This window comes from Rhodococcus daqingensis (assembly GCF_042665615.1).
Lineage (GTDB): Bacteria > Actinomycetota > Actinomycetes > Mycobacteriales > Mycobacteriaceae > Rhodococcus_G > Rhodococcus_G daqingensis.
On record NZ_JBHTCS010000024.1, the window covers coordinates 104456 to 128347 of the forward strand.

At 70.3% G+C, this 23892-nt stretch carries 21 protein-coding genes; 9 read left to right on the forward strand and 12 right to left on the reverse strand.

What is annotated here, in order from left to right:
* Positions 1-26 precede the first annotated feature (26 nt).
* Positions 27-464, forward strand: a complete 438-nt coding sequence (locus ACFQS9_RS19700) for a DUF5997 family protein (RefSeq protein ID WP_378407760.1) — start codon at positions 27-29, stop codon at positions 462-464.
* On the opposite strand, the gene ACFQS9_RS19705 is transcribed toward ACFQS9_RS19700, so the two are convergent.
* From ACFQS9_RS19705 to ACFQS9_RS19720, 4 genes are all read right to left on the reverse strand, one after another.
* The gene (locus ACFQS9_RS19705; protein WP_378407762.1) at positions 461-1900 is read right to left on the reverse strand and encodes an amidohydrolase; all 1440 of its coding nucleotides are present in this window, start codon (positions 1898-1900) and stop codon (positions 461-463) included. The genes ACFQS9_RS19700 and ACFQS9_RS19705 overlap by 4 nt on opposite strands.
* On the reverse strand, positions 1897-4401 hold the full coding sequence (locus ACFQS9_RS19710; RefSeq protein ID WP_378407764.1) for a DEAD/DEAH box helicase: 2505 nt from the start codon (positions 4399-4401) through the stop codon (positions 1897-1899). The genes ACFQS9_RS19705 and ACFQS9_RS19710 overlap by 4 nt, the downstream gene beginning before the upstream one ends.
* 26 nt (positions 4402-4427) lie before the next feature.
* The gene (locus ACFQS9_RS19715; protein WP_378407766.1) at positions 4428-5465 is read right to left on the reverse strand and encodes an alpha/beta fold hydrolase; all 1038 of its coding nucleotides are present in this window, start codon (positions 5463-5465) and stop codon (positions 4428-4430) included.
* Between the two features lie 97 nt (positions 5466-5562).
* On the reverse strand, positions 5563-6513 hold the full coding sequence (locus ACFQS9_RS19720; RefSeq protein WP_378407768.1) for a proteasome assembly chaperone family protein: 951 nt from the start codon (positions 6511-6513) through the stop codon (positions 5563-5565).
* Positions 6514-6822: 309 nt separating this feature from the next.
* Between ACFQS9_RS19720 and ACFQS9_RS19725 the strand changes: the two genes are divergently transcribed.
* Both ACFQS9_RS19725 and ACFQS9_RS19730 read left to right on the forward strand, forming a co-directional pair.
* Complete coding sequence (locus tag ACFQS9_RS19725) at positions 6823-7464, forward strand: DUF5642 family protein (RefSeq protein WP_378408283.1); 642 nt, start codon at positions 6823-6825, stop codon at positions 7462-7464.
* Positions 7465-7565: 101 nt separating this feature from the next.
* Entirely contained in the window at positions 7566-8645 is a 1080-nt protein-coding gene (locus ACFQS9_RS19730; RefSeq protein WP_378407770.1) for a DUF4192 domain-containing protein, read from the forward strand.
* Between the two features lie 13 nt (positions 8646-8658).
* Here ACFQS9_RS19730 and ACFQS9_RS19735 read toward each other — a convergent pair whose 3' ends face one another.
* The 3 genes from ACFQS9_RS19735 to ACFQS9_RS19745 all read right to left on the reverse strand — a co-directional run bounded on the left by ACFQS9_RS19735 (position 8659) and on the right by ACFQS9_RS19745 (position 11426).
* Complete coding sequence (locus ACFQS9_RS19735) at positions 8659-9669, reverse strand: phosphatidylinositol-specific phospholipase C (protein ID WP_378407772.1); 1011 nt, start codon at positions 9667-9669, stop codon at positions 8659-8661.
* Positions 9670-9736: 67 nt separating this feature from the next.
* Positions 9737-10735, reverse strand: a complete 999-nt coding sequence (galE, locus tag ACFQS9_RS19740) for a UDP-glucose 4-epimerase GalE (RefSeq protein ID WP_378407774.1) — start codon at positions 10733-10735, stop codon at positions 9737-9739.
* Positions 10736-10739: 4 nt separating this feature from the next.
* On the reverse strand, positions 10740-11426 hold the full coding sequence (locus tag ACFQS9_RS19745; protein ID WP_378407776.1) for a metal-dependent transcriptional regulator: 687 nt from the start codon (positions 11424-11426) through the stop codon (positions 10740-10742).
* 124 nt (positions 11427-11550) lie between these two features.
* Between ACFQS9_RS19745 and ACFQS9_RS19750 the strand changes: the two genes are divergently transcribed.
* Genes ACFQS9_RS19750 through ACFQS9_RS19765 form a run of 4 tightly spaced genes read left to right on the forward strand, consistent with a single transcriptional unit; the run spans position 11551 to position 16972 of the window.
* Positions 11551-12837 carry an acetoin utilization protein AcuC gene (locus tag ACFQS9_RS19750; protein ID WP_378407778.1) on the forward strand — a complete coding sequence of 429 codons (1287 nt, stop codon included), beginning with the start codon at positions 11551-11553 and terminating at the stop codon, positions 12835-12837.
* A complete protein-coding gene (locus tag ACFQS9_RS19755) occupies positions 12830-15511 on the forward strand; it encodes a bifunctional acetate--CoA ligase family protein/GNAT family N-acetyltransferase (RefSeq protein ID WP_378407780.1) in 2682 nt (893 codons plus the stop codon). The genes ACFQS9_RS19750 and ACFQS9_RS19755 overlap by 8 nt, the downstream gene beginning before the upstream one ends.
* 55 nt (positions 15512-15566) lie before the next feature.
* Positions 15567-15971 (forward strand): MerR family transcriptional regulator, encoded by a 405-nt coding sequence (locus ACFQS9_RS19760; protein ID WP_378407782.1) that lies wholly within the window; start codon positions 15567-15569, stop codon positions 15969-15971.
* A complete protein-coding gene (locus ACFQS9_RS19765; RefSeq protein ID WP_378407783.1) occupies positions 15968-16972 on the forward strand; it encodes an alkylmercury lyase family protein in 1005 nt (334 codons plus the stop codon). Before ACFQS9_RS19760 ends, ACFQS9_RS19765 begins: the two co-directional genes overlap by 4 nt.
* 128 nt (positions 16973-17100) lie before the next feature.
* On the opposite strand, the gene ACFQS9_RS19770 is transcribed toward ACFQS9_RS19765, so the two are convergent.
* The 3 genes from ACFQS9_RS19770 to ACFQS9_RS19780 form a co-directional block, all read right to left on the reverse strand.
* A complete protein-coding gene (locus tag ACFQS9_RS19770; RefSeq protein ID WP_378407784.1) occupies positions 17101-18069 on the reverse strand; it encodes a sigma-70 family RNA polymerase sigma factor in 969 nt (322 codons plus the stop codon).
* Positions 18070-18226: 157 nt separating this feature from the next.
* Positions 18227-19714 carry a DUF7782 domain-containing protein gene (locus ACFQS9_RS19775; protein ID WP_378407786.1) on the reverse strand — a complete coding sequence of 496 codons (1488 nt, stop codon included), beginning with the start codon at positions 19712-19714 and terminating at the stop codon, positions 18227-18229.
* Between the two features lie 52 nt (positions 19715-19766).
* Complete coding sequence (locus tag ACFQS9_RS19780; protein WP_378407788.1) at positions 19767-20129, reverse strand: DUF3099 domain-containing protein; 363 nt, start codon at positions 20127-20129, stop codon at positions 19767-19769.
* Positions 20130-20209: 80 nt separating this feature from the next.
* Between ACFQS9_RS19780 and ACFQS9_RS19785 the strand changes: the two genes are divergently transcribed.
* Entirely contained in the window at positions 20210-20446 is a 237-nt protein-coding gene (locus tag ACFQS9_RS19785) for a DUF3039 domain-containing protein (protein WP_378407789.1), read from the forward strand.
* Here ACFQS9_RS19785 and ACFQS9_RS19790 read toward each other — a convergent pair.
* Complete coding sequence (locus tag ACFQS9_RS19790; RefSeq protein ID WP_378407791.1) at positions 20419-21588, reverse strand: YihY/virulence factor BrkB family protein; 1170 nt, start codon at positions 21586-21588, stop codon at positions 20419-20421. The two genes, ACFQS9_RS19785 and ACFQS9_RS19790, sit on opposite strands and share 28 nt — an antisense overlap.
* A gap of 235 nt (positions 21589-21823) precedes the next feature.
* Between ACFQS9_RS19790 and ACFQS9_RS19795 the strand changes: the two genes are divergently transcribed.
* The gene (locus tag ACFQS9_RS19795; RefSeq protein WP_378407793.1) at positions 21824-23542 is read left to right on the forward strand and encodes a DEAD/DEAH box helicase; all 1719 of its coding nucleotides are present in this window, start codon (positions 21824-21826) and stop codon (positions 23540-23542) included.
* An 82-nt stretch (positions 23543-23624) separates the two neighbouring features.
* Here the strand turns inward: ACFQS9_RS19795 and ACFQS9_RS19800 are convergent, their stop codons facing one another.
* A complete protein-coding gene (locus ACFQS9_RS19800) occupies positions 23625-23828 on the reverse strand; it encodes a DUF7455 domain-containing protein (protein ID WP_378407795.1) in 204 nt (67 codons plus the stop codon).
* Positions 23829-23892 lie beyond the last annotated feature (64 nt).

Genomic DNA, 23892 nt, shown 5'->3' on the forward strand with positions numbered 1-23892 from the left:
AGGGTACCGGCCGATATCCTGATCGCATGAGTGCACAGAAGACACCCCAGACGATGAAGCCGGCCACCGCGGCGAAGAAGCTGGACGTCTACCTCGAGGCCACCCCCGCCGCGTTCCAGGAGGGCACCGTCTCGCGTGAGGATCTCGCCGAACTGCGCACCAACCCGCCCCAGTGGCTGGTCGACCTCCGGGCCGACGGCCCGCACCCGAAGTCCGTGGTCGCCGACAAGCTCGGCGTCTCCATCGCCGGCCTGGCCCGCGGCGGCATCACGGAGGCGCTGACCACCGCGCAGATCGACGCGCTGCTCGCCGATCAGCCGGACTGGCTGCAGGCCGAGCGCGCGAACCTGGTCGAGGTGCGCAAGGAGGAGAAGCGGATCCGCGAGCAGCAGGCGACGAAGCGGGAACAGTCGAATCGGAAGCCGCGGTTCGCGAAGCCGATCCACCACCCGAACGAGGACTAGGCCGGCGGTCCGTACGTCCACCGGCCGCCGACCATCGTGCCCCACACGGGCATCGCGGCGAGACCGGCGCCGGTGGACGGAAGCTCGTCGGTGTCCAGCACCACCAGGTCCGCGAGGTCGCCGATCGTGACTCGGGTGCGCCCACCGGTGGACGCGGCGAGGGCCACCTCCCAGGGCAGCTCGTGCTCGCGGTGCCACACCCGACCGTCCGGCAGGGTGCGGTCCACCGCCGCGGCGAGGGTTGACCAGGGGTCCAGCGGCGCCACCGGCGCGTCCGACCCCAACGCCAGGGTGGCCCCCGACGACAGCAGGGTGCCGTACGGGAAGGCCCGGCCGGTCCGGCCGGGCCAGTAGCGCTCGGCCAGGTCCGCGTCGTCGTGCACGTGTGCCGGCTGGATGCTGGCGGTCACCCCCAGCTCGGCGAACCGCGGAAAGTCGTTCCGCGCCACGAGTTGCGCGTGTTCGACGGACCCCCGCGCCCCCGCGGCGGCGAACGCGTCGAGCACGTGCTCGCAGGCGTGGTCGCCGATCGCGTGGATCGCGCACTCGAGCCCGCCGCCGGTGGCCCGCGACATCAGACCGAGCAGCTCGTGCGGCGGCACCGACAGCACGCCGTGCCCGCCGCCCGGATACGGCTCGTGGCAGTACGCGGTCCGGGTGCCGAGCGATCCGTCCACGATCACCTTCAGCGGACCCACCGTGGCGAGCCCGCCGGTGCCCGGCACCGCGTCCCCGGTGCGGACCCCGTCCGCGATCGCATGGTCGAGCCATCGCGGCCAGATGCCACACCGCACCCGCAGCCGGTCGGTGCCCGCCGCGATCCGCCGCGCCCACACCGCGCGGTTGTCGGCGATCTCGAAGTCCGTCACCCCGACCACCCCGCGCGCGGCCGCGGCCCGCACGGCCTGATCGATGCGCCGGTCCAGCACCGCCGGATCGACGTGCTGCACGTCGTTCATGATCGGCATGAACTCGGTCTCGGTGAGCAGGCCCGTGGGGTGTGGCGCCAGCGAGAAGCGTCGCAGCGCAGCGGTGTTGAACCAGCCGCTGTGCAGGTCGCCGCTCAGCGCGACGATCGGGCGGTCCGCGGCGGCCGCGTCCAGCAACGCGGCGGTGGGGGAGTCCGGCCACAGTCCGTCGCGAAACCCGTGCGCGACGACGACCTCGGTGTCGGCCGACGGCAGGTGTGCCGCGACCAATCGAACGGCGTGCGCGGCCGAGGTGGCCGCCGACAGATCCAGCGCGGCGCGCGAGAGCGCCCACTGGTCGAGGTGCACGTGCGCGTCCCACAACCCCGGAAGCACCAGCCGTCCGCCGAGGTCCACGACATCGGTCGGGCCGGAGCCGTCGCCGCCGACCCGGTCGCCGGTGACCACCAGGTCGACCGGCGTCTCGCCCGGCGCCGGCCGCGCCCCCCGCAGCAGGATCCCGCTCACCCCTCGATCACCTCGAACTCGTCGAACACCACCTCGCCTGCCGCATCGGACTCCGCGAGGTTCACCTCGCCGACCAGGGCCCAGCCGTGATCGCCCTGCGGGTCGGCGATGGTCTGGCGCACCCGCCACAGCTCCGGCTCGATCTGCACCGAGAACAGTTGCGGGCCGCGGGCGTCGGGGCCGGTGCCGATCTCGTCGTACTCGTCGAAGTAGAGCTCCATCAGCTCCGACCAGTCCTGCGACTCGAGCCCGTCACCGAGCTCGGCCAGCGCGTCCCAGCGCCGGCGCGAGGCCAGCTCGATCCGCTTGAACATGGCGTTGCGGACCATCACCTTGAATGCCCTGGTGTTCGCGGAGACCGGCCGCGGGATGTCGGCGCCGAACGCGATCTGCTGATCGTCGGATTCCACGCCCGGGTTGGTGAGCTGTTCCCACTCGTCCAACAGCGACGAATCGACCTGCCGGATCAGCTCGCCCAGCCATTCGGTGATGTCCTCGAGCTCCTCGGTGCGGGCCGCGTCGGGCACGGTCTGCCGCAGTGCCCGATAGGCGTCGGCCAGGTAACGCAGCACCAGGCCCTCGGAGCGGGCCAGCCCGTAGTGGCTGACCAACTCGGCGAAGGTCATGACGTTCTCCACCATGTCCCGCACCACCGACTTGGGGGACAGGGCGAACTCGGACACCCAGGGGTGCCCGCCGCGGTACGTCTCGAAAGCAGGAAAGAGCAGTTCCTCCAACGGTTTCGGCCAGGTGATCTCCTCGAGCAGCTCCATCCGCTCGTCGTACTCGATGCCGTCGGCCTTCATCTGCGCGACCGCCTCGCCACGGGCGTGGTGCTGCTGGCCCATCAGGATCTGGCGGGGGTCGTCCAGGGTGGACTCGATCACCGACACCACGTCGAGCGCGTACGTCACCGACTCCTGGTCGAGCAGCTCGATCGCCGCCAGCGCGAACGGCGACAGCGGCTGGTTGAGCGCGAAATCGCGCTGCAGGTCCACCGTCAGCCGGGCCCACGACCCGTCCGGGTCCGGGGCGTCGAGTTGTTCGACGATGCCGGCCTGGAGCAGCCCCCGGTACAGCGCGATCGCCCGGAGGATGTGCTTGCGCTGCTGCGGACGGGTCTCGTGGCTGTCCTCGAGGAGGTGACGCATCGCGTCGAAGCAGTTTCCGGGGCGGGCGATCACGTTGAGCAGCATCGAGTTCGAGACCCGGAACCGGGAGGCGAGCTGTTCGGGGGAGGCGGAGACGAGACGCTCGAAGGTCGGCTCGCCCCAGGACACGAATCCCTCCGGCGGCTTCTTGCGCTGAATCTTCTTGAGCTTCTTCGGATCATCGCCCGCCTTGGTGACCAGGCGATGGTTCTCGATCTCGTACTCCGGCGCCTGCACGACCACGGTGCCCATGGTGTCGTAGCCGGCCCGGCCGGCTCGGCCGGCGATCTGGTGGAACTCGCGGGCCCGCAGGTGCCGGGTCCGGGTGCCGTCGTACTTGGTCAGGCCGGTCAGCAACACCGTCCGGATCGGCACGTTGATGCCCACGCCGAGGGTGTCGGTTCCGCAGATGACCTTGAGCAGGCCGTCCTGCGCCAGCTTCTCGATGAGGCGGCGGTACTTGGGCAGCATGCCCGCGTGATGCACGCCGATACCGTGGCGCACCAAGCGGGACAAGGTCTTTCCGAAGCCGGTGCTGAACCGGAAGCTCCCGATCGCCTCCGCGATCGCGTCCTTCTCCTCCCGGGTGCTCATGTTGACGCTGGTCAGCGCCTGCGCCCGTTCGAGCGCCGCGGCCTGGGTGAAATGCACCACGTAGACGGGAGCCTGGTTGGTGGTGGCGAGCTCCTCGATCGTCTCGCCGATGGGGGTGCGCGCGTACGAGAAGGACAGCGGCACCGGGCGCTCGGTGCCCCCGACCACGGTCGTCGGTCGCCCGGTCCTGCGGGTCAGGTCCTCCCGGAAGAAGGTCACATCGCCGAGCGTCGCGGACATCAGCAGGAACTGGGCCTGGGGGAGTTCGATCAGCGGGACCTGCCAGGCCCACCCGCGGTCCGGCTCGGAGTAGTAGTGGAACTCGTCCATCACCACCTGGCCGATGTCCGAGTCGGCGCCCTGCCGCAGCGCCAGGTTCGCCACGATCTCCGCTGTCGCGCAGATGATCGGCGCACCGGAGTTGACCGAGGCGTCGCCGGTCATCATGCCCACGTTCTCGGCGCCGAACACCTCGCAGAGGGCGAAGAACTTCTCGCTGACCAACGCCTTGATCGGCGCGGTGTAGTAGGTTCGCCTGCCCTCGGCGAGCGCCGCGAAATGCGCACCGATCGCCACCATCGACTTGCCGGACCCCGTCGGGGTCGAGAGGATGACGTTCGCACCCGAGACCACCTCGATCAGCGACTCCTCCTGCGCCGGGTACAGGGTCAAGCCCTGTTCGGCCGTCCACCCGGAGAAGGCGTCGAAGAGCGAGTCGGCATCGGGACTCGAGGGGACCAGGTCGGAGAGCAGCACCGACCCAGGTTACGGCCTGCGCGAAGTCAGGTCGCGCTGCGCTCGTCCGAGCCCATCGCCTCCAACACGGCCTCGCGGGTGGAATCGGTGCCGGTGATCTGCGCTTCGCCCACGCCGTCGATGAGCATCTGGCGCCAGCGGGCCGGGTCGAACTCCAGCGGCGCGGTGTTCGCGATGAAGTCCTCGACGACCTGCAGGAACCGCATCGGGTCGTCGTGGTACGGGAAATGGCCGCTGCCGCGGAAGATCTCCAGGCGTGAGCCCGGCATCGCGGCGTGCGCGAGGTGGGCGTGGCTGACGGGGATCACCGAGTCGACATCGCCCCAGATGATCTGCACGGGCAGGTCTGCGGTCAGGTAACACCGGTCCAGCATGGTGATCGCCTGGCCACGCCAGTCCACGGCCGCGCGCAGGGTGCGCAGGAAGGCCTCCCGCGCGGTGGGGTCGGGCAGGTCGCTGAGCACCCGTACCAGGTCGGGGGCGTCGTGAAAGACCCTGACCGACTTGAACGGACCACGGTAGAGCTGGTCGGCGATCTTGCCGAGCACGTTGAGCGCGGAGATGGTGCCGGGGATCTGCAGCAGGCGCAGCGACTGGTTCGCGATCGGCAGCGAGGCGAAACGCAGCGCGGGGTTGACGTCCTTGGTCACGCCTCCGCTGGCGACCACCACCAGCCGCTCGACCATGTGCGGGAACTGGTAGGCGAACTGCAGCGCGACCCCGCCGCCGAGCGAATGGCCGATGATCGTGACGCGGTCGTAGCCGAGCACCGTCAGCAGGTCACGCATCCCGTTCGCGTAGGCCGCGATGGAGTAGTCGGCCCGGGGCTTGTCCGAACGGCCGTGACCGAGCAGGTCGGGTGCGATCACCGTGAAGTGCTCGGCGAGGTGCGGGATGACCTCGTTCCAGGTGGACGAGTTGTCACCGATGCCGTGGATCAGCAGCAGCGGCGGACCCTCGCCCGCCATGCGGAATGCCCGCCGGTACCCGTGGACGGTCCGGAAGACGAGGCGTGGTTCGGTGTCCGGAACGGTCCGCAACGTGCGGCCCTTGCGTGCACTCATGTCGCCTCCTGCCGCCGGCTGCGCCGACCCCTACGTCATTGACTTGGGCGATCGTATAGTTCGTGGGGTCGGCCCGCCGGGTAACTGTGGAACCGAGTCACAGATCAGGCTCGTCTCGGTCGGTTTTCTCGTCCAGTCCTGCCTGTTCGGCGAGGAATTTCTCGAACTCCGCGCCGAGTTCGTCACCGCTGGGCAGGTCGGCCTCCCCGGCGAGCAGGGTGGACTGCCGTTCCTGTGCCGCCACGAAGGTGTCGTACTGGCGCTCCAGCGCCGCCACGACGGACTGGACCTCGTCGTTGCCGGTGATCTGCGCGTCGACTTGCTCGCGGACGCGGGCGGCCGCCTCACCGAGTGCGGCGAGCGGCAACTCCAGGTCCGCGATCTCGCCGAGGTTCTCCAGCAGCGTCTCTGCCGCCGCCGGGTAGTCCGTCTGCGCCAGGTAGTGCGGCACGTGCACCGAGTAGCCCATCGACTCGTGGCCGTGCTGGGCCATCCGCAGCTCCAGCAGTGCGGAGGCGCTGCCCGGGATCTGCAGCTCCCCGGACCAGCTCTGGTTCTCGCCGATCAGGTCCTTGTTCGTCGAGTGCGCGGTCACCCCGAGCGGGCGGGTGTGCGGAATCGCCATCGGGATCGCGCCCAGGGAGATCGTGCGCCGCACGCCGAGCTGCTCGGCGAGCAATCGCACCGCGGTGGTGAAGCGCTCCCACTTCAGATCCGGCTCCAGGCCCGCGAGCAGCAGAAACGGCGTCCCCGCGGTGTCGCGCAGCGCATACAGGTTGAGCTCGGGCTCGTCGTAGTCCGAGAAGTGGTCCGACTTGAAGGTCATCGTGGGGCGCCGAGACCGGTAGTCGATCAGCTCGTCCACCGAGAACGACGCGACCAGTTCGGTCTCCAGGCTCTCGCGCAGGTGGGTGGTGGCGATCTTCACCGCGTGCCCCGCGTCGGAGAATCCCTCGAGACCATGCACCAGCACCGGCCCCCGGCCGTCGCCCGCGGACACCTGGGGTGCCGGGAACTCCAGCTCGTACATCCTCGACTGATCGTCCATCAGTGATCCCTTCGCGATTCGTTCACCATCAGTGTCCCCCACCCGGTGGTGAGCTCCCACACCCGATATCGAGAAAACGTGCCGCGACGTCACATTCATTCCCGGAACAGGCGATTGTGCTGACAGCGAACCACCGCGGGGCGACACCGCAGCCAGCCTGCGTCGGTGGGGGAGGCGGAGGTGGCACAGTGGTGGGGCCCTTTCCCGCGAGTACTGGAGGACTTTCCGTTGAAGCGCCGCATCCTGTTCGCGGGCCTTGCCGTCGGCGCGTGCCTGAGCGTCGCCGGGTGTTCGTCCACGGTGGACGGCATGGCGGGCCCGGCGTCCGCGTCGGGCCCCTCGTCCGCCGCCGCCACCGATGGGTCCGGTGAGAGCGGCCGGGTGGAGGCGAGCCTGGAGTCGATGTTGCTGACCCCCGAGGACTTCCCCGCGCCCTATCAGGCGATCGTGCTGCCGCCCCATGCGGTGTCACAGGCGGCGGCGGACCTGGACGGGATCCCGCCCGGCGCCAAGGTCGACCCGCCCGGGTGCAAGCCGCCCACCCAGGACTACGGCCCGGATGCCACCGCGATGATCGTCGGCACCGACAACGCGAACAGGTCCACCATCTCGGTGGAACTGATGCGGTCGGATTCCCCCCTCGACAAGCGCATCGGGGAGATCGAACGGTGCCTCGAGGTGACCACCACCAAGGACGGCGCCGAGGCGGTCGTGCGGACCGAGATCCTGCCGCCGCCGCCGCTGAACGCGGACCGGACCCTCGCGATGCGACAGACCGTGACCTCGGGCCAGGGCCCGGGGAAGGTGACCCAGTCGATGCTCACGCTGGTCGCGCAGATCGACGACGTGCGGGTGTCGGCGACCTACATGTCCTTCGGCGACGGAAAGCCGGACACCGTGGTGCTCGATCAGGTGTTCACCGAGGCGGTGCAGCGGGTCAACGCGGCCTGACGGAATCTCGCCTGTGGATGGCCGGGTTTCCATCCACAGGCTGCGTCGACCCGCAGGTCGCACCCGCGGATCCGACGGTGCCGTGCGGCACGGTCCTGGGCATGGCAACCATCCATCCCGATCCGCCGGAGCGACCCACCAACCCGGCAGTGCTGCCCGATGTCGGACCCGTGCGGATCGACGATCCCGGCGACCTCATCGCGGCCATCCCGGCGATGCTGGGGTTCCGGCCCACGGGGTCGCTGGTCCTCGTCTGCCTCGACTGCCGCGACGGACCGTTCCTGGTGCGGGCGGTGATGCGGCACGGCCTGCCGGACGGCGCGGTCGGCCCCCTCGACCGCGAGGCGATCGAACGGATGTCCCTGGTCTGCGCACGGGAGGAGATCGACGCGGTCGTCGCGGTGATCGTCGACGAGGCCCGGGCACGCGGCATGCACAATGCCCTGGCCGACGAGCTCGACCTGCACCTGGTCGACCACGGTGTCGAACTGCTCGCCGTGCACGTGGTCCCCGCGATCGACGTGGGACGGCCCTGGCACGGCCTGTTCGGGGACCCCCGCCGCGGGCTTCTCCCGGACCCGGTGTCGTCCGGCGTCGCGGTCGCCCAGGTGCTCGGTGGTCGTGCGATCCGGTCCTCCCGCCAGGAGCTGGAGGCCGTGGTGGCCCGTGATCCGAACCGGGACCGTGCCCGCCTCACGGAGTTGCTGCGCGAGCGACCCGCTCTCCGCACCAGCCCGCGCGACCAACTGGAGCTGGTGCTCACCCGGATCGCGGCCCTGTCCTCGGGGGAGCGGCCGGACGACCGGGAGATCGTGGACCTGGCCAGGGCGCTGTCGACACCGCGGGTGCGTGATGCGTTGCTGTCGCTGACGGTGACCGCCGAGGCCGATGCCGCCGAGCAGCTGTGGATCCTGCTCACGCGGGCCCTGCCCGACCCGGAGCGAGCCGAGCCCGCGACCCTGCTCGGGTACAGCGCCTACGCGCGCGGCGACGGTCCGCTGGCGGGCGTCGCGCTCGTCGCGGCGCTGGAGTCGAACCCGCGGCACCGGCTGGCCGGCATGCTCGACGCCGCGCTGCAGTCCGGCATCCGGCCCGACGCGGTCTCGGAGCTCGCGTTCACCGGGTTCGAGGAGTCCGCGAAACTCGGGGTGCGGATGCCGCCGCCGGTCGGTGGCGGTTGAGCGTCGTGCCAGGTCAGCCGAAGTTGCGTGCGATGATCTCAATCACGAGGTCCGCCGTCGGGAAGTCGGCCATCACCACGCCCAGCCGGCCGGTGCCGCCGGCCTCCAGGTACGCCTGGGCGCGGGGGAGGATCCCGACGACCCCGGGGGCGCCGCGCGCGACGGTGACCGGGACCGTGCCGGTGACGAGAGCGGCGGGGTTCCCGGTGGCGCTGAGATGGTTGACGTACAGCGTCTGCGGCCCACCGCTACGGGCCTGTTCGAACTGGGCGCGGACGAGGTCCCACTTGCGCGCGACGTCGCCGAGGCCGGACAGCTCGAAGTCGTCCTGGATGTCCATCGCCGGGCCCGCCCAGCGCGGGCCGAACGGCGTGGTGGCGCCGAAATCGGCCAGGACGACGATCTTGCCCCGGACCTCACCGAGGCTCGGAATCCGTCCGTCGTACCCGGTGGGTGGCCGCCACAGGTGCTGTCGGAGGCGGTCCCGGGTGGCGGGGTTGTCGTTGATGTACCAGTTCAGCGTGTCCTCGTAGCTGCGCGTGTTCTCGGCCGGGGTGGTCTCCTCCTTGAGCCGCATGAGGATCGTCTCGCCGGGGTTCGCCCGTAGGAAGTCGGTCAGCGCCGTGGTGACGTCCGTGAAATTGGTGTGCAGGTACTCGATCCCGTGATGAATCGGGAACGCGTCCCGGAAATGCCGGGTGCGGATGTCGACGGCGCGGACCCCGGCTCTCAGTTGGGTCGGCAGGTCGGTGTCCTGGGTGAGGGCGAACACGGAGGCACCCGAGGCCATCGTGTCGTGGGTGCCGGGCAGCGACAGCTCCGTGAGCCCGGTCCCGTCGGGCAGTCCGGCCATCCAGTCGGGGTTGACTGCGTCGGCCAGTCCACTCGATTGCAGCGACCCGGAGGTCGACCCGGCATCGGACCCGGTCGTTGCGGACGCGAGCGGGGCCGGCAGCACCACGGTCGCGATCGCGAGACCCATCAGGGCGCGCGCGAACCCGCGCCTGCGGACGGAGAACATCATCGTGGCAGCGTGCCACGCCGATACCGCCCGTGGGGCGGTATCGGCGATCGGAGGTCGACCGAGTGGGTCAGCCGCCGTGCGCGGCGTGCGACCGTTCGCCCAACTGCTGCAAGAACTCCCACGCGTCCGCGACGATCTCGTCGAGGTCGGTGTGCTGCGGCCGCCACCCGAGTTCGGCGATGGCCCGCTCACTGGACGCGATGAGGACCGCCGGGTCACCCGCGCGGCGCGGGGCATCCACCACCGTGATCGGGAGTCCGGTGACGCGCCGGCATGCCGAGATCACCTCGCGGACACTGAATCCGGCCCCGCTGCCGAGGTTGTAGATGCTGTGGGTGCCCGCGGTCGCGGCTTCCAGTGCCAGCAGGTGGGCTTCCGCCAGATCGAGTACGTGGATGTAGTCGCGCACCGCGGTGCCATCCGAGGTGGGCCAATCGGTGCCGAAGACCGAGATCTTGTCTCGCTGCCCGAGGGCGACCTGCAACACGAGTGGAATGAGATGTGTTTCCACAACCCGGTTCTCGCCCGCCCCGCGATATGCGCCTGCCACGTTGAAGTAGCGCAGACTGGTCGCCGCCAGCCCGTGCGCCACCGCGTAGGAGGTGATCGCATGGTCGATGGCGAGCTTGGTCGCGCCGTACGGATTCGTCGGCCTGGTCGGATCGGCCTCCGTGATCGGCGACCGCTCGGGCTCCCCGTAGGTCGCCGCGGTCGAGGAGAAGACCAGCCTCGGTGTCCGGGAGACCCGGATCGCCTCGAGGAGCTCGATCGTGGTGACCACGTTTCCGCGCCAGTACTTTTCGGGTGCGACGACTGATTCGCCGACAAGCGACTGCGCCGCGAAATGCAGCACGCCGTCGAAGCGGGGCTCGCCCGACCCGTCGCCGAGCACGGAGGTCGCGACCTCGGCGATGTCGCCCTCGACGAACTCGGCGCCCGCCGGCACCGCATCCGCGTTTCCGGTGGACAGATCGTCGACGACGACCACCTCGTGGCCGCGTTCGAGCAGCACGGTGGCGCACACGCTGCCGACATAGCCGGCACCGCCTGTTACCAGGAGTCGCACGCCGCTAGACCTGCTTGACCTGGACGGCGTGTGCCATCTCCTCGGACAGGTCGAAACCCTCGTGGCCGGGCACGGTGATCGTCACCGAACCGGGCTTGGTCTCGACCGTCACGCGCGCGTCGGGGACGACGCCCGCCTCGCGGAGACGGCCGATCACCTCCGGATCGGACTGCACGTGCTCGGCGAGCCGGCGCACCACCACGGCGGTGGGCTGTCCGGACGGCACATCGGTGAGGCGGATCAGGGTTTCACCGTTGTCCACCGGCCGGTTCAGGCCGAGCTCGTCCAGGCCCGGGATCGGGTTGCCATAGGGCGAGGTGGTGGGGTTGTTGAGCACCTCGACGAGACGGCGCTCGACCTCCTCGCTCATCACGTGCTCCCAGCGGCACGCCTCGGCGTGCACCTGGTCCCAGTCGAGTCCGATCACATCGACCAGCAGCCGCTCGGCGAGCCGGTGCTTGCGCATCACCGCGATCGCGAGTCCGCGGCCCTTGTCCGTGAGCTCGAGGTGACGGTCACCGGCGACGAGCAGCAGCCCGTCGCGTTCCATCCTGGCGACCGTCTGGCTCACCGTGGGACCACTCTGCTCGAGCCGCTCGGCAATCCGCGCCCGCAGCGGCACCACGCCTTCTTCTTCAAGGTCGTAGATCGTACGGAGGTACATCTCCGTCGTGTCGACAAGATCCTTCACCTGCACGCCCCTTCGTCTACGCCGATTCTACCGGCACGCATGCGGGAATCGGTGTTGCACTCTCTCCGAGGCAACGCCACCCACCGCTCGCCTCTTCCCCCGGCGCGCAAGTAGCGTGGATCGCATGGCCGCGATCTCCAGCCCCGCAGTGGGGCATGCGCACCCGAATTCGGACCGGGCCGTCGTCTGGAGCCCGGACTACCTCAGCTACCGGTGGAGTGCGGACCACCCGATGAACCCGACGCGACTCGAGCTGACGATGAACCTCGCGCGGAGCATCGGGCTGATCGAGGGGGCCGAGGTGGTCCGTCCGGAGGCGGCGACCGACGCGGATCTCCTCCGGATCCACACCCCCGGCTACATCGCGGCGGTGAAGGCGGCGGGCACCGGGCCGCTGCAGGGGCTCGCCGACGCCCGCGCGGACGGCGAGGCGGCCCCACACGGACTCGGTACCGAGGACAACCCGATCTTTCCCCGGATGCACGAGGCCAGCGCGATTCTCGCCGGCGGCACGCTCACCGCGGCGAAGGAGATCGCGGCGGGCCGGGCTCGCCGGGCCGTGAGCATCGGCGGTGGGATGCATCACGCGATGTCCGACTGGGCCTCGGGATTCTGTGTCTACAACGACGCGGCGATCGCGATCTCGTGGCTGCTCGACCACGGTTTCGACCGCATCGCGTACATCGACGTCGACGCCCATCACGGCGACGGCGTCCAGCACGCGTTCCTGGGCGACCCCAGGGTCCTGACGGTCTCCATCCATCAGCATCCGGCGACGCTGTGGCCCAACACCGGATGGTCGAGCGAGGTCGGATCGGGCGCGGCCGAGGGCGCGACGATCAATCTGCCGGTCCTGCCCGGCACCGTGGACTCGGTGTGGCTGAGGGGCTTTCATGCGGTGGTCCCCGCGGCGCTGGCGGCGTTCAAGCCGCAGATCGTCATCAGCCAGTGCGGGGTAGACAGCCACCGGGAGGACCCGCTCGCGGACCTCTCGCTCACGGTGGACGGACAGCGCGCGGCCTTCTTGGCGATGCGGCAGCTCGCGGATCGGTACGCGGAGGGGCGTTGGCTCGCGGTCGGCGGCGGCGGCTACGGACTGGTGCGGGTGGTCCCGCGGGCGTGGACGCACCTGATCGCCGCCGCTCTCGACCGGGACGTCGATCCCGCTCTGGCGGTGCCGCAGTCCTGGCGTGACCGGGCAGCGGCACTGGCGCCGAGCGTCGAACTGCCCGAGACGATGGGCGACGGCGGCGAGGTGTCCTACCTGCCGTGGGACGGCCCGGGGGGTACCCCCGAGACCGGGGTCGAATCGATGGATCGCGCGCTGATCCGGGTGGATTCGGCGATCGCAGCCACCCGCCGCGCGGCCTTCCCGCTGCTCGGCCTCGACCCGGAGGATCCCCGTGACTGATGCCGACACCGGGGGCGCCGAGGCCGACCCGCAGACGCCGTTCCCGAAGCACTGGCTGGCGGACGTGCTGCTCACCGACGGCGGTGTCGCGGCGCTGCGGCCGATCCTGCCCGACGATGCCGAACGGCTGATCGCCTTCCACGCCAAGCTGTCCGAGCGCACCCGCTACCTGCGCTACTTCGGTCCGTACCCGACGATGTCGGCGCGCGATCTGAAGCGGTTCACCACCGTCGACCACAAGGACCGGGTCGCCTTCGTGGCCGTGCTCGGCGACGAGATCATCGCGGTCGGCCGGTACGAGCGCCTGCTCGACGTGGGCGACGGCAGGTCCGCCGAGGTCGCGTTCGTGGTCGCCGACGCGCACCAGGGGCGCGGCCTCGGGCCGATCCTGCTCGAGCACCTGGCCGCGGCCGCCGCGGAGAACGGCCTGACCATGTTCGTGGCGGAGGTGCTCGCCGAGAACAGGAACATGGTCACCGTGTTCCGGGAGGCCGGGTACCAGGTCAGTCGCACCTACGACGGGGGAGTGCTGCGGCTCGAGTTCGCCATCGATCCCACCGAAACTCTTGTCGCGGTTCGTAATTCTCGCGAGCGCGCCACCGAGGCCAGGAGCGTGCGCAACCTGCTCAGCCCGCAGTCGGTCGCCCTGATCGGCGCGTCCACCGACGCCGCGAAGGTGGGCAACGCGGTGCTGCGCAATCTGCTCGGCGCCGGGTTCACCGGCCCGGTCTACCCGGTGAACGCCGAGAACCGATCGGTGCGCGGGGTCCGGGCCTACCCGACCGTGCACGACATCCCCGACGACGTGGACCTCGCGGTGGTGGCGGTCCCGGCCGAGGCCATCGACTCGGTCCTCGACGACTGCCTCGCGAAGGGCGTCAAGGCGCTGGTCGTGGTGTCCGGCGGGTTCAGTGACGCGGGTCCCGACGGGCGTCAGTCCGAGCGGAGGCTGGTGCACGCCGCGCGGGCGCACGGGATGCGACTGGTCGGTCCCAACGCGCTCGGCGTCGCGAACACCAGCGCGGCGGTTCGGCTCAACGCGACCCTCGCGCCCGAGCTGCCGCCGCCGGGCCGGGTCGGCTTCTTCTGTCAGTCCGGTGCACTCGGCATCGCGATCCTCGACGAGGCGGCGCGGCGCCAGCTCGGGCTCTCCACCTTCGTCTCGGCGGGCAACCGCGCCGACGTCTCCGGAAACGACCTGTTGCAGTACTGGGACTCGGACCCCGAGACCGAGGTGGTGCTGCTGTACCTGGAGAGCTTCGGCAATCCGCGTAAGTTCTCCCGGATCGCGCGCCGGGTCGGCAGGAACAAGCCCATCGTGGCGGTGAAGTCCGGCAGGCACGCCGTGCCCGAGGCGCTGGCCGCGAACGGGGTGGAGATCGACGACTCCATCGTCTCGGCCCTGTTCGAGCAGGCGGGGGTCGTCCAGGTCGGCTCGATCGCCCAGCTCTTCGACTGCGCGGTGCTGTTCGGCTACCAACCGCTGCCCGCGGGGCCCAGGGTCGCGGTGGTCGGTAACTCGTCGGCCCTCGGTGTGCTGGCCGCGGGGGCCGCCCGCAGCGAGGGGCTCGAACCCGCGAAGCCCGTCGACCTGGCCGCGCAGTCCACGCCTGCGCAATTCGCGGGCGCGGTGACCGCCGCGCTGGAGTCGGCGGAGGTGGACGCGGTCTTCGCGGTGTTCGTGCCGCCGGTGAGCGTGGACGTCGAACCGTACGCGAAGGCGTTGCGCGATGCCGCCCGCGACACCAGCAAACCGATCGTGACGACATTCCTTGCCGCGGAGGGTATTCCCGACGTGCTCGCGGTCCGCGGCGAGGACGGTCATCCGATCAGGGGATCGGTGCCCTCTTACCCGGGGCCGGAGCGCGCGGCCCTGGCGCTGTCACGGGCGTGGCGGTACGCCCAATGGAAGTCCCGGCCCGCTTCGAAGGTGGTGCGCCCCAGCGGTATCGACTCCGAGCGCGCGGCCGCGCTGGTCCAGTCGTGGCTCGGTGAGGGCGAGGGGCGCTGGTTGACGGACTTCGAGGCGGCGGAGCTGCTGGCCTGTTACGGCCTGCGCGTGGTGGAGTTCACGCCCGCGCGCACCGAGGACGAGGCCGTGGCGGCGGCGCAGGCACTGGGATACCCGGTCGCCATCAAGGCGACCCGCGAGGGGTGGCGGCATCGCCCGGACCTGAGCGGTGTGCGACTCGACGTGAGTACCCCCGACGCGGTCCGCGACGCCTACCGCGCGCTCGCGGCGGCGTCCGCGGAACCGCTTCTGCACGTACAGAAGATGGCGAACAAGGGCATCGGCTGCGTCGTGGGTGTGCAGGACGATCCGTCCTTCGGATCGCTGATCTCGTTCGGGCTGGCGGGGGTGATCTCGGATCTGCTCGGCGACCGTGCCTACCGGGTGCTGCCGCTGACCGAGGACGAGGCGACCGAGCTGATCGACGCCCCGAAGGCCGCCCCGCTGCTGTCCGGTTACCGGAATGCGGTTCCGGTCGACAGGGGCGCCCTGGTGGAACTGGTGCAGCGGGTCTCCGCGCTCGCCGACGACCTGCCCGAGGTGCGGGAGCTCGTTTGTGAGCCGGTGCTGGCCAGTGCGATGGGGGCCGAGATCACCGACACCCGGGTCCGTATCGGCCCCGAACCGAGCCGGGCCGACCTGGGACCGCGCCGGCTGCGGTAGCGCGGACAACTCGGCTCTTGACCCGGTACCCCGGTACCGGGTCGAGAATGTTGGCATGCGTAGCAGCGAGGTCGCCGCCAGGGCCGGAGTCAATGTCCAGACCCTGCGGTACTACGAGCGGCGGGGTCTGTTGGACGAACCACCCAGGTCCGCCGCGGGGTACCGCGCGTATCCGGCAGATGCGGTCGCGGTGGTCCGGTTCGTCAAGCGAGCGCAGGAGCATGGGTTCAGCCTCGACGAGATCGAGGAACTGCTGCATCTGGCAGAGGGCGGCCCCGACGACTGCCAGGCCGCTCGCGAGCTGGCCCAGGCAAAGGTGGCGCAGCTCGCCGACCGGATCGCCGACCTGCAGCGGATGCAGCGATCGCTCACCGAACTCGTGTCCACCTGCGAGCTGCCCCGCACCGACCGGAGCTGTCCCCTGATCCAGACCCTCCATGACAGAGGAGATACTCGATGAAGCTCGAGATCCTGCAGGTCCCCGACTGCCCCAACGTTGCGCTTCTCGAACGCCGGATCGCGGAGTCCGTCGCAGGCAGTGAGGTCGACGTGACGATCGTCCACCGCGTGCTCGACGGCCAGGCCGAGGCCGCCGAGGCCGGCATGACGGGATCGCCGACCCTGCTGGTCGACGGCACAGATCCCTTCGTCGAGCCCGGTTCGGCGCCGAGCGTGTCGTGCCGCCTCTACCGGGCCGACGGTGGCGGCATCGACGGTGCACCGTCGGTCGCCGCGCTGCGCGCCGCGCTGCACCTCGCCCCCGCCACGATCGGTGCCGAGGTGTCCGCGGGCCCGGTGGACTGTTGCGCAACCGCGGCGGGAGAGGGGTCCCCGATCGAGGCGCTGGGCGCGTGGCGCGGCGCGGCGCAGCCCGATGGCCCTGCCGGACGGGCCGTCCACCACACCATCTTGCGGGCGTTCGCGACCCGCGGCGGCCCGCCGCCCCGCACCGAGCTCGACGCGGTCGCCGCCGAGTTCGGCACGTCCCGACAGCAGATCCTGGCCCAGTTGCACGACTCGGACGTGATCCGCCTCGATCCGTCGGGAGAAATCGACTCGGTGTATCCGTTCTCCGCCACACCCACCCCGCACAGCGTTCAGATCGCCGACGGCGCACGGGTGTACGCGATGTGTGCGATCGACGCGCTCGGCATGTCCGCGATGCTCTCCGCCGAGGTCGTCATCACCTCCGCCGATGCATCCACGGGCGAGCCCATCTGCGTGACCGTCCGCGGCGAGGAGGTGACCGCGGAGCCCGCGACGACCGTCGTGTTCGTGGGGGCACGGTCGGCGCAGGGACCATCAGCCGAGACCTGCTGCAACTACCTCAACTTCTTCACCGACCGCCCGTCCGCAGACGCGTGGGCCACCGCCAACCCAGATGTCGGCGGGGTCGTCGTCGGCCTCGCGGACGCGACCCGATGCGGTGCCGCGATCTTCGGCCCGCTGCTCGACACCTGACCGAACGCAGACGCGCCGGCCGATCCTTGCGCTCCGAGGGGGAGGAGCGGGTCGGATCGACCGGCGCGCGGTGCACTGACACTCAGGGGGGGTGGTCAGCGCACCGGACTGTGCGAGTCGGGAGGCGGTCAGCTCGCGTAGGAGCGCAACCGCTCGGCGCGGTCGCCCTCGCGGAGCTTGCCCATCACCTCACGCTCGATCTGGCGCACGCGCTCACGGGAGAGCCCGAAGATCTTGCCGATCTGGTCGAGCGTGCGGGGCTGGCCGTCGTCGAGGCCGTACCGCAACCGGATCACCTGCTGCTCGCGCTCGTCCAGGGTACCGAGGACGGATCGGATGTCGCTGTGCAGCAGGCCCGCGATCACCGCGTTCTCGGCCGAGGTCGCCTCGGCGTCCTCGATGAAATCGCCCAGCGGCGCCTCCTCGTCGCTGCCGACCGGCATGTCGAGGCTGACCGGGTCGCGGCTGTGGTCGAGCAGGTCGGCGATCTTCGCGACCGGGATGCCGGATTCGCTCGAGAGCTCCTCGTCGGTGGCCTCGCGGCCCAGCTGCTGATGCAGTTCGCGCTTGATCCTGGCCAGCTTGTTGACCTGCTCCACGAGGTGCACGGGCAGCCGGATCGTGCGGCTCTGATCGGCCATGCCACGGGTGATGGCCTGACGGATCCACCACGTCGCGTAGGTGGAGAACTTGAAGCCCTTGGCGTAGTCGAACTTCTCCATCGCACGGATCAGGCCCAGGTTGCCCTCCTGGATCAGGTCCAGCAGCGGCATCCCGCGCCCGGTGTACCGCTTGGCCAGCGACACCACGAGCCGCAGGTTCGCCTCGAGCAGGTGGCTGCGCGCCGACTGGCCCTCGCGGACGAGGGTGGCGAGGTCGCGCTTCTTGGTCGCGGTCAGCCGCTTGCCGGTCTCGAGCACATGTGCGGCGTACAGGCCCGCCTCGATCCGCTTGGCCAATTCGACCTCATCCGCGGCGGTCAGCAGCGCGGTGCGGCCGATCCCGTTCAGATAGACGCGAACCAAGTCCGCAGCGGGGCTCTGGGCGTCCAGATCCTCGGCGCTCGGCCGCAAGCGGGTGGTGGTGGGGCTCGTCATGACCTGCCTCCTCATCGGTGGTCTCTCATAAGGCTCAACGCCGCGACACCGTGCAAAGTTCCCGGGTGTGATCCACGGAATCGCATCTGACCTGCGCTTTCGCGGCGTCGGTCCTGAGAAGTTGCTGAGAAGACGGCCCCGGCGGAACCGACGGGAACTACCCCGGGAACACCGCCGGCAGCACCAGTCCGTGCCGCACCAGCGAATGCACCAGGGGGATGGCGGCGGCGGCGAGTTCGTCGGGATCCTCGCCGTTCGCGGCCGCCAGCAGCTCGAGCAGCTCGTTCAACGCCAGCGAGTCCGGCCGCATTCCCCCGAGCAGCGCGGCGGTCAGGTCGTCCACCTCGTGCTGCCAGTTCGGTCCGCTGCCGCGGTGCACCCGGGCCACCACCTGCTGCCAGCCCTCGTCGCCGGGCAGCGAGACCCGCTCGAGGGCGGTCGTGGGCTCGAGCCTGAAGCGCTGCTCGAGCACGTCCCGCTCGCGCAGCCAGGCCAGCCGGTCGAAATAGCCGAGCGCCTCGCCGCCGAGCGGATCGGTGAAGCCGTGCCGCAGGTCCTCGGCCAGGACGTCGCTCGGCTCGTCCGTGCGCCGCAGGTAGACGAAGCCGAAGCCGACACCCTCGACATCGGCGGCCTCGAAGTGCGACAACCAGGCCTCGGCCTGCGCCGCGGTCGCGGGGTCGCGCGGGTCGAGGCCGCCGTCGCGCATCCACGTGCCCACGTACAGGGCGGGATCGGCCACGTCACGTTGCACGACCCAGGCGTCGACGCCGTGCGCGGGCAACCAGGACGCGATCCGGGACCGCCAGTCCTCGCCGCGCACGTGCACCCAGGACGCCAACATCGATGCGGTGCCGCCCGGCTCGAGATGGTCGAGCACGTTCGAGATCATCAACTCGCTGGCGCCGTCGAGGTCGAGGCCGGAGTCCCGGTAGGTGAGCTCGACCTCGCCGCGGCCGACCACGAACGGCGGGTTCGCGACGACCCGGTCGAAGCGGCGGCCGTCGACCGGCTCGAACCACGGGCCGCCGAGCAGTTCGACATCGATCTCGTTGAGTGCGAACGTCGCGGCCGACAGGTCGAGAGCGCGCAGGTTGATGTCGGTGGCCGTGACCGACCGCGCGTACCCCGCGGCGTGCAGCGCCTGGATGCCGCACCCGGTGCCCAGGTCCAGGACCGACCCCGTCGGGGTGGTCGGGGTGGCGCGCAGCAGCGACAGGGAGGCGTGGCCGACGCCGAGCACGTGCTCGGGTGCCGTGGTCCGCGGTCCCATGCTGCCGTCCAGGTCGGAGAGCACCCATCGATTGCCCGCGCCGAGGTCGAGCGGCCGCAGATCGAGTGCCGCGCGGACCTCGTCGCCGGCCCGCTCGAGGAGCCCGGCGGCGACGGCCTGGTCGAGGTCGAGTGGGCGCAGCGCCCGCGCGACCTCCGCCGCGGAACACGGGTCGCACAGGAGGAACAGCCTGGTCAGGATCCCGAGATCGCCGGCGTCCCGGGTGGCCAGCCGAACCGGGACGGGCTCGCTGCGGCCGAGCGCATCGTGGGCGTCGGCGCCCAGCATCGCCAAAAGGGCGTCGGCGGTGTACTCGGTGCGGTGCAGCGCCTCGCGGAGCGGGTCGCAGGCGGAGAGCAGTTCACGGTTCACGGGGACAGTGTGTCAGCCCGCGGCGGCACGGCCCGTGCTCGGCGCCGGTACCTCAGCCCTCGATCGTCGGGTGCGGCCGGGATTCGATCGCAGGCGGCGTCGGGGTCTGGTGGTCGTAGCGGCGCGGCTCGTCGGCCTTGCGCGGCGGGCGGTCGTTCGCGACCAGCACCGCGATCCACGGCAGCGGTACGGAGACGCCGATGATCGCCAGGCTGATCCAGGGGTTGGCCCATGCGCTGTAGGCCAGGGCGGCCAGTACCAGCGCCGGGATCCGGATCGCCATCAGGATCGTGTACTTGCGGACACGGGCGTGCTGCTCGTCGTAGAAGGACTGGGCCGCATCGGTGATGAGAACCGGGTTGCCCGACGCGTCGTCGTCGCCCTTCTCGCGGTCGAAACCCGAACTCGATGCCATGTATCCACCTTCCCACTCTCGACCGCCGAATGCATTACCGGGGGCTCGCCCGGTTCGCGGGAGTGCGTCATCATGGACGGGTGAGCACTCAGACCAAGGAACGTCCCGACACCACCACCGACGAGTCCACCGACGACGACAGCCCCAAGTTCTTCCACTACGTGAAGAAGAACAAGATCGCCGAGAGCGCCGTGATGGGCACGCACGTCGTCGCGTTGTGCGGCGAGGTCTTCCCGGTGACCAAATCGGCGAAGCCCGGTTCGCCGGTGTGTCCGGAATGCAAGAAGATCTACGACGGGTTGCGCGCGGGCGACTGAGCCGCGGTGACGGGCCGCAGGCCCACCCCGGCGTCGTCGGCGACATCGTCGGGAGCCTCCTCGGCGGCCTCGTGTCGGCCCCGGTCCGGTCCGGTGATCCGGATCGGACCGGTGGCCAGGCGCCTGGTGAGGTTCGTGACCTGCCCCACCGGAGCGCCGGCGGCCGCCGCCGCCTGTGCGGCGAGCCATTCCCGCATCTGTTCCATCCGGGTCGCCCGGGCGGGCCAGAACTCCTGGATCGTCGCGTTGAACTCGGCGCCGAGCACCACCGCGAAGCCGAGGAAGAACGTGAACAGCAGGAAGGCGATCGGTGCCGCCAGCGCGCCGTAGGTGTAGCCGGTCTCGGTGATCCAGGAGAGGTACCACCGCAGGACGGTGCTCGCTCCCATGAAGAAGACGCCCGCCAGCAGCGATCCGCCGAGCAGTCGGTGCCAGGGCAGCGATTTGGCGAGCGCCACCTTGTACAGGGTCGTCAGGCCGATGATCAGGAGCAGGCCCACGGCCGGGTAGTAGAAGGTGTCGACCGCCTGCGAGCCGAACGCATACCAGGACTGCGGTAACGCCCGCCCGATCAGAGTCGGTCCGAGTGCGACCAGTGGCAGCACGAACACCGCGACGATGAGAAACATCACATAGAGCAGCAGCGCGAAGATCCGTTGCCAGACGGGATGCCGGACATCCTTCTGGCCGTGCGCCTCGACGATGGAATCGACGAAGGTCGAGATCGCGGACGACCCCGCCCACAGCGACAACAGGAAACCCGCCGAGACGATCTCGGGTCGGCCGCGGCCGAGGACGTCGTTCACCGTCGGGCTGATGATCTGGTCGACGACGCTCTCGCTGAACGCCGTGCGGCTGAACGTGATGATCTTCGACTCGATGATCTGGACGGTGTCGGGGCCGAACCATCCGCCCACGTAGCCGATGCTGCCGAGCAGTCCGAGCAGCAGGGGAGGCAACGAGAGGGTCTGCCAGAACGCGGCGGTCGCGGCCTTGCCGAAGATCGAGTCACCCCACGCCTTCGTCGCGGTCCTCGCGATGACCTGCCAGGTGCGGTGGAGCGGATGGAATCCCGAGCGCGGGGCAACGGCCGGCTCGGCAGGCTGTTCGCCGTCCGGTTCTCCGTTGATCGGCTCGTCCATGATGGATCCAGCATTCCTGACGAGGCGGGGTCGCCGCGCATCGAGTCCCCCCGTGTCGGGTGAATTTCTGCCGATATCAGAGTTCGAGGTGTCCCCGCGACCGCGCCGCGCCGGCACGCGACGCGCGGCCGTCGGTGATGCGGGGAACGTCGGTGGTCGGGGTTAGGCTCCTCCAGGATCGAATCACCGCGAACGATCGCATCACGAACGCAGCACAGAAGGAGCGGCAGCGACAGTGCTCACGGGTAGTACCGAATCGACACCACCCGCCCCCGTCGCCACCCTCCGAGCGTGGCAGCGTCGCGCGCTGACGAAGTACCTCGCGACCGGCCCCCGCGACTTCCTCGCGGTGGCGACCCCGGGCGCAGGCAAGACAACATTTGCCCTCCGGGTCGCCTCGGAACTGCTGCGTGACCGCACCATCGACCAGGTGACCGTCGTCGCCCCGACCGAACACCTCAAGCACCAGTGGTCGGGCGCCGCCGCCCGGATGGGCATCGCGCTGGACTCGAACTTCACGAACTCGACCGGGCAGACGTCCGCCGAGTACCACGGTGTCGTGGTCACCTACGCCCAGGTGGCATCGCATCCGACCAAGCACCGGGTGCGCACCGAGAACCGGCGGACCCTGGTGATCCTCGACGAGATCCATCACGGCGGCGACGCGAAGAGCTGGGGCGACGCCATCCGGGAGGCGTACGAGCCGGCCACCCGGCGGCTGGCCCTGACCGGGACCCCGTTCCGCAGTGACGACAGTGCGATCCCCTTCGTGCAGTACGAGCCCGACCGCGAGGGCCTGCTGCGGTCGAAGGCCGACCATTCCTACGGTTACTCAGACGCCCTCGCCGACGGCGTGGTGCGCCCGGTGGTGTTCCTCGCGTACTCGGGGGAGGCGCGCTGGCGCAACAACGCCGGTGAGGAGTTCGCGGCGCGGCTCGGTGAGCCGCTGTCCGCCGAGCAGACCGCGCGCGCGTGGCGGACCGCGCTCGACCCGAACGGCGACTGGATCCCGTCGGTGCTCACCGCCGCGAACACGCGGCTGCAGCAGCTGCGCGCCGGTGGCATGCCCGACGCGGGCGGGTTGGTCATCGCGACGGACCAGACTGTCGCGCGGGCGTACGCGAAGATCCTCGAGGCCGGCACCGGTCGGGCGCCGACCGTCGTGTTGTCCGACGACCCGACCGCCTCGAAGAAGATCGCCGAGTTCAGCGACAGCTCCGAGCCGTGGATGGTGGCGGTGCGGATGGTGTCCGAGGGAGTCGACGTGCCGCGCCTGGCCGTCGGCGTCTACGCCACCAGCTCCTCGACACCGCTGTTCTTCGCGCAGGCCATCGGCCGGTTCGTGCGGTCGCGGGCGAAGGGTGAGACCGCGAGCGTCTTCGTGCCCTCGGTGCCGGTGCTGCTCGACCTCGCCAGCCAGCTCGAGCTGCAGCGCGACCACGTGCTCGGCAAGCCGCACCGGGAGAAGGACGGCCTCGACGACGACCTGCTCGTCGACGCCAACAAGCAGAAGGACGAGCCCGGCGAGGAGGAGAAGGCGTTCACCTCGCTCGGCGCCGACGCCGAACTCGACCAGGTGATCTACGACGGCTCCTCGTTCGGCACCGCGACCTTCGCGGGCAGCGACGAGGAGGCCGACTACCTGGGGCTGCCGGGGCTGCTCGATGCGGACCAGATGCGTGCCCTGCTGCGCGAACGCCAGGCGACCCAGCTGGAGAAGCCGCGTGAGCCGGTGCCCGCGCCCGCCGCGGTCGCGGACCGGGTGTCGTCCGCGAACAAGCTGGCCGAACTGCGCAAGGAACTCAACGGGCTGGTCGCGATGCAACATCACCGAACCGGCAAGCCACACGGGTGGATCCACGGCGAGCTGCGCCGGGTCTGTGGCGGTCCGCCGACCGCGATCGCCACGGTGGAGCAGCTCACCGAGCGGATCGCGATGCTCCGGCAGTGGTGAGAAGCGCACAGAGCCCGCACCGGGAGGTGCGGGCTCTGTGTTGGTTCGGGTGCCCGACCGGGGCGCCCGGATTGCTGACGGCCTAGATCGTCGCCTCGTCGAGAGCGGTCTCGGAGACGATGGTGGCGTTCATCGCGCGGAGTCGATCCTCGTGCTCATTGGCGTGGTGCTGGCAGAAGAGAAGCTCTCCGCCGGTCGAGAGGACCGCGCGCACGCGGGCTCCCGCACCACACCGGTCGCACCGGTCGGCAGCGGTCAATGGGGGGCTGGTCAGTGTTCCGGGCATGACTCCTCCGTACTGGCGTTCGGCCGAAGCCGGTTGCCTGGGGCCTGGTCCGCCGCACCGGGGT

Excerpts from the sequence above, each read along its gene's own strand:
- ACFQS9_RS19725 (WP_378408283.1), top strand. The coding sequence starts at position 6,823 with ATGGCGGGCCCGGCGTCCGCGTCGGGCCCCTCGTCCGCCGCCGCCACC.
- ACFQS9_RS19800 (WP_378407795.1), bottom strand. The coding sequence starts at position 23,828 with ATGCCCGGAACACTGACCAGCCCCCCATTGACCGCTGCCGACCGGTGC.
- ACFQS9_RS19730 (WP_378407770.1), top strand. The coding sequence starts at position 7,566 with ATGGCAACCATCCATCCCGATCCGCCGGAGCGACCCACCAACCCGGCA.
- ACFQS9_RS19720 (WP_378407768.1), bottom strand. The coding sequence starts at position 6,513 with ATGGACGATCAGTCGAGGATGTACGAGCTGGAGTTCCCGGCACCCCAG.
- ACFQS9_RS19770 (WP_378407784.1), bottom strand. The coding sequence starts at position 18,069 with ATGACGAGCCCCACCACCACCCGCTTGCGGCCGAGCGCCGAGGATCTG.
- ACFQS9_RS19780 (WP_378407788.1), bottom strand. The coding sequence starts at position 20,129 with ATGGCATCGAGTTCGGGTTTCGACCGCGAGAAGGGCGACGACGACGCG.
- ACFQS9_RS19715 (WP_378407766.1), bottom strand. The coding sequence starts at position 5,465 with ATGAGTGCACGCAAGGGCCGCACGTTGCGGACCGTTCCGGACACCGAA.
- ACFQS9_RS19790 (WP_378407791.1), bottom strand. The coding sequence starts at position 21,588 with ATGGACGAGCCGATCAACGGAGAACCGGACGGCGAACAGCCTGCCGAG.
- ACFQS9_RS19760 (WP_378407782.1), top strand. The coding sequence starts at position 15,567 with ATGCGTAGCAGCGAGGTCGCCGCCAGGGCCGGAGTCAATGTCCAGACC.
- ACFQS9_RS19700 (WP_378407760.1), top strand. The coding sequence starts at position 27 with ATGAGTGCACAGAAGACACCCCAGACGATGAAGCCGGCCACCGCGGCG.
- ACFQS9_RS19750 (WP_378407778.1), top strand. The coding sequence starts at position 11,551 with ATGGCCGCGATCTCCAGCCCCGCAGTGGGGCATGCGCACCCGAATTCG.
- ACFQS9_RS19735 (WP_378407772.1), bottom strand. The coding sequence starts at position 9,669 with ATGATGTTCTCCGTCCGCAGGCGCGGGTTCGCGCGCGCCCTGATGGGT.
- ACFQS9_RS19765 (WP_378407783.1), top strand. The coding sequence starts at position 15,968 with ATGAAGCTCGAGATCCTGCAGGTCCCCGACTGCCCCAACGTTGCGCTT.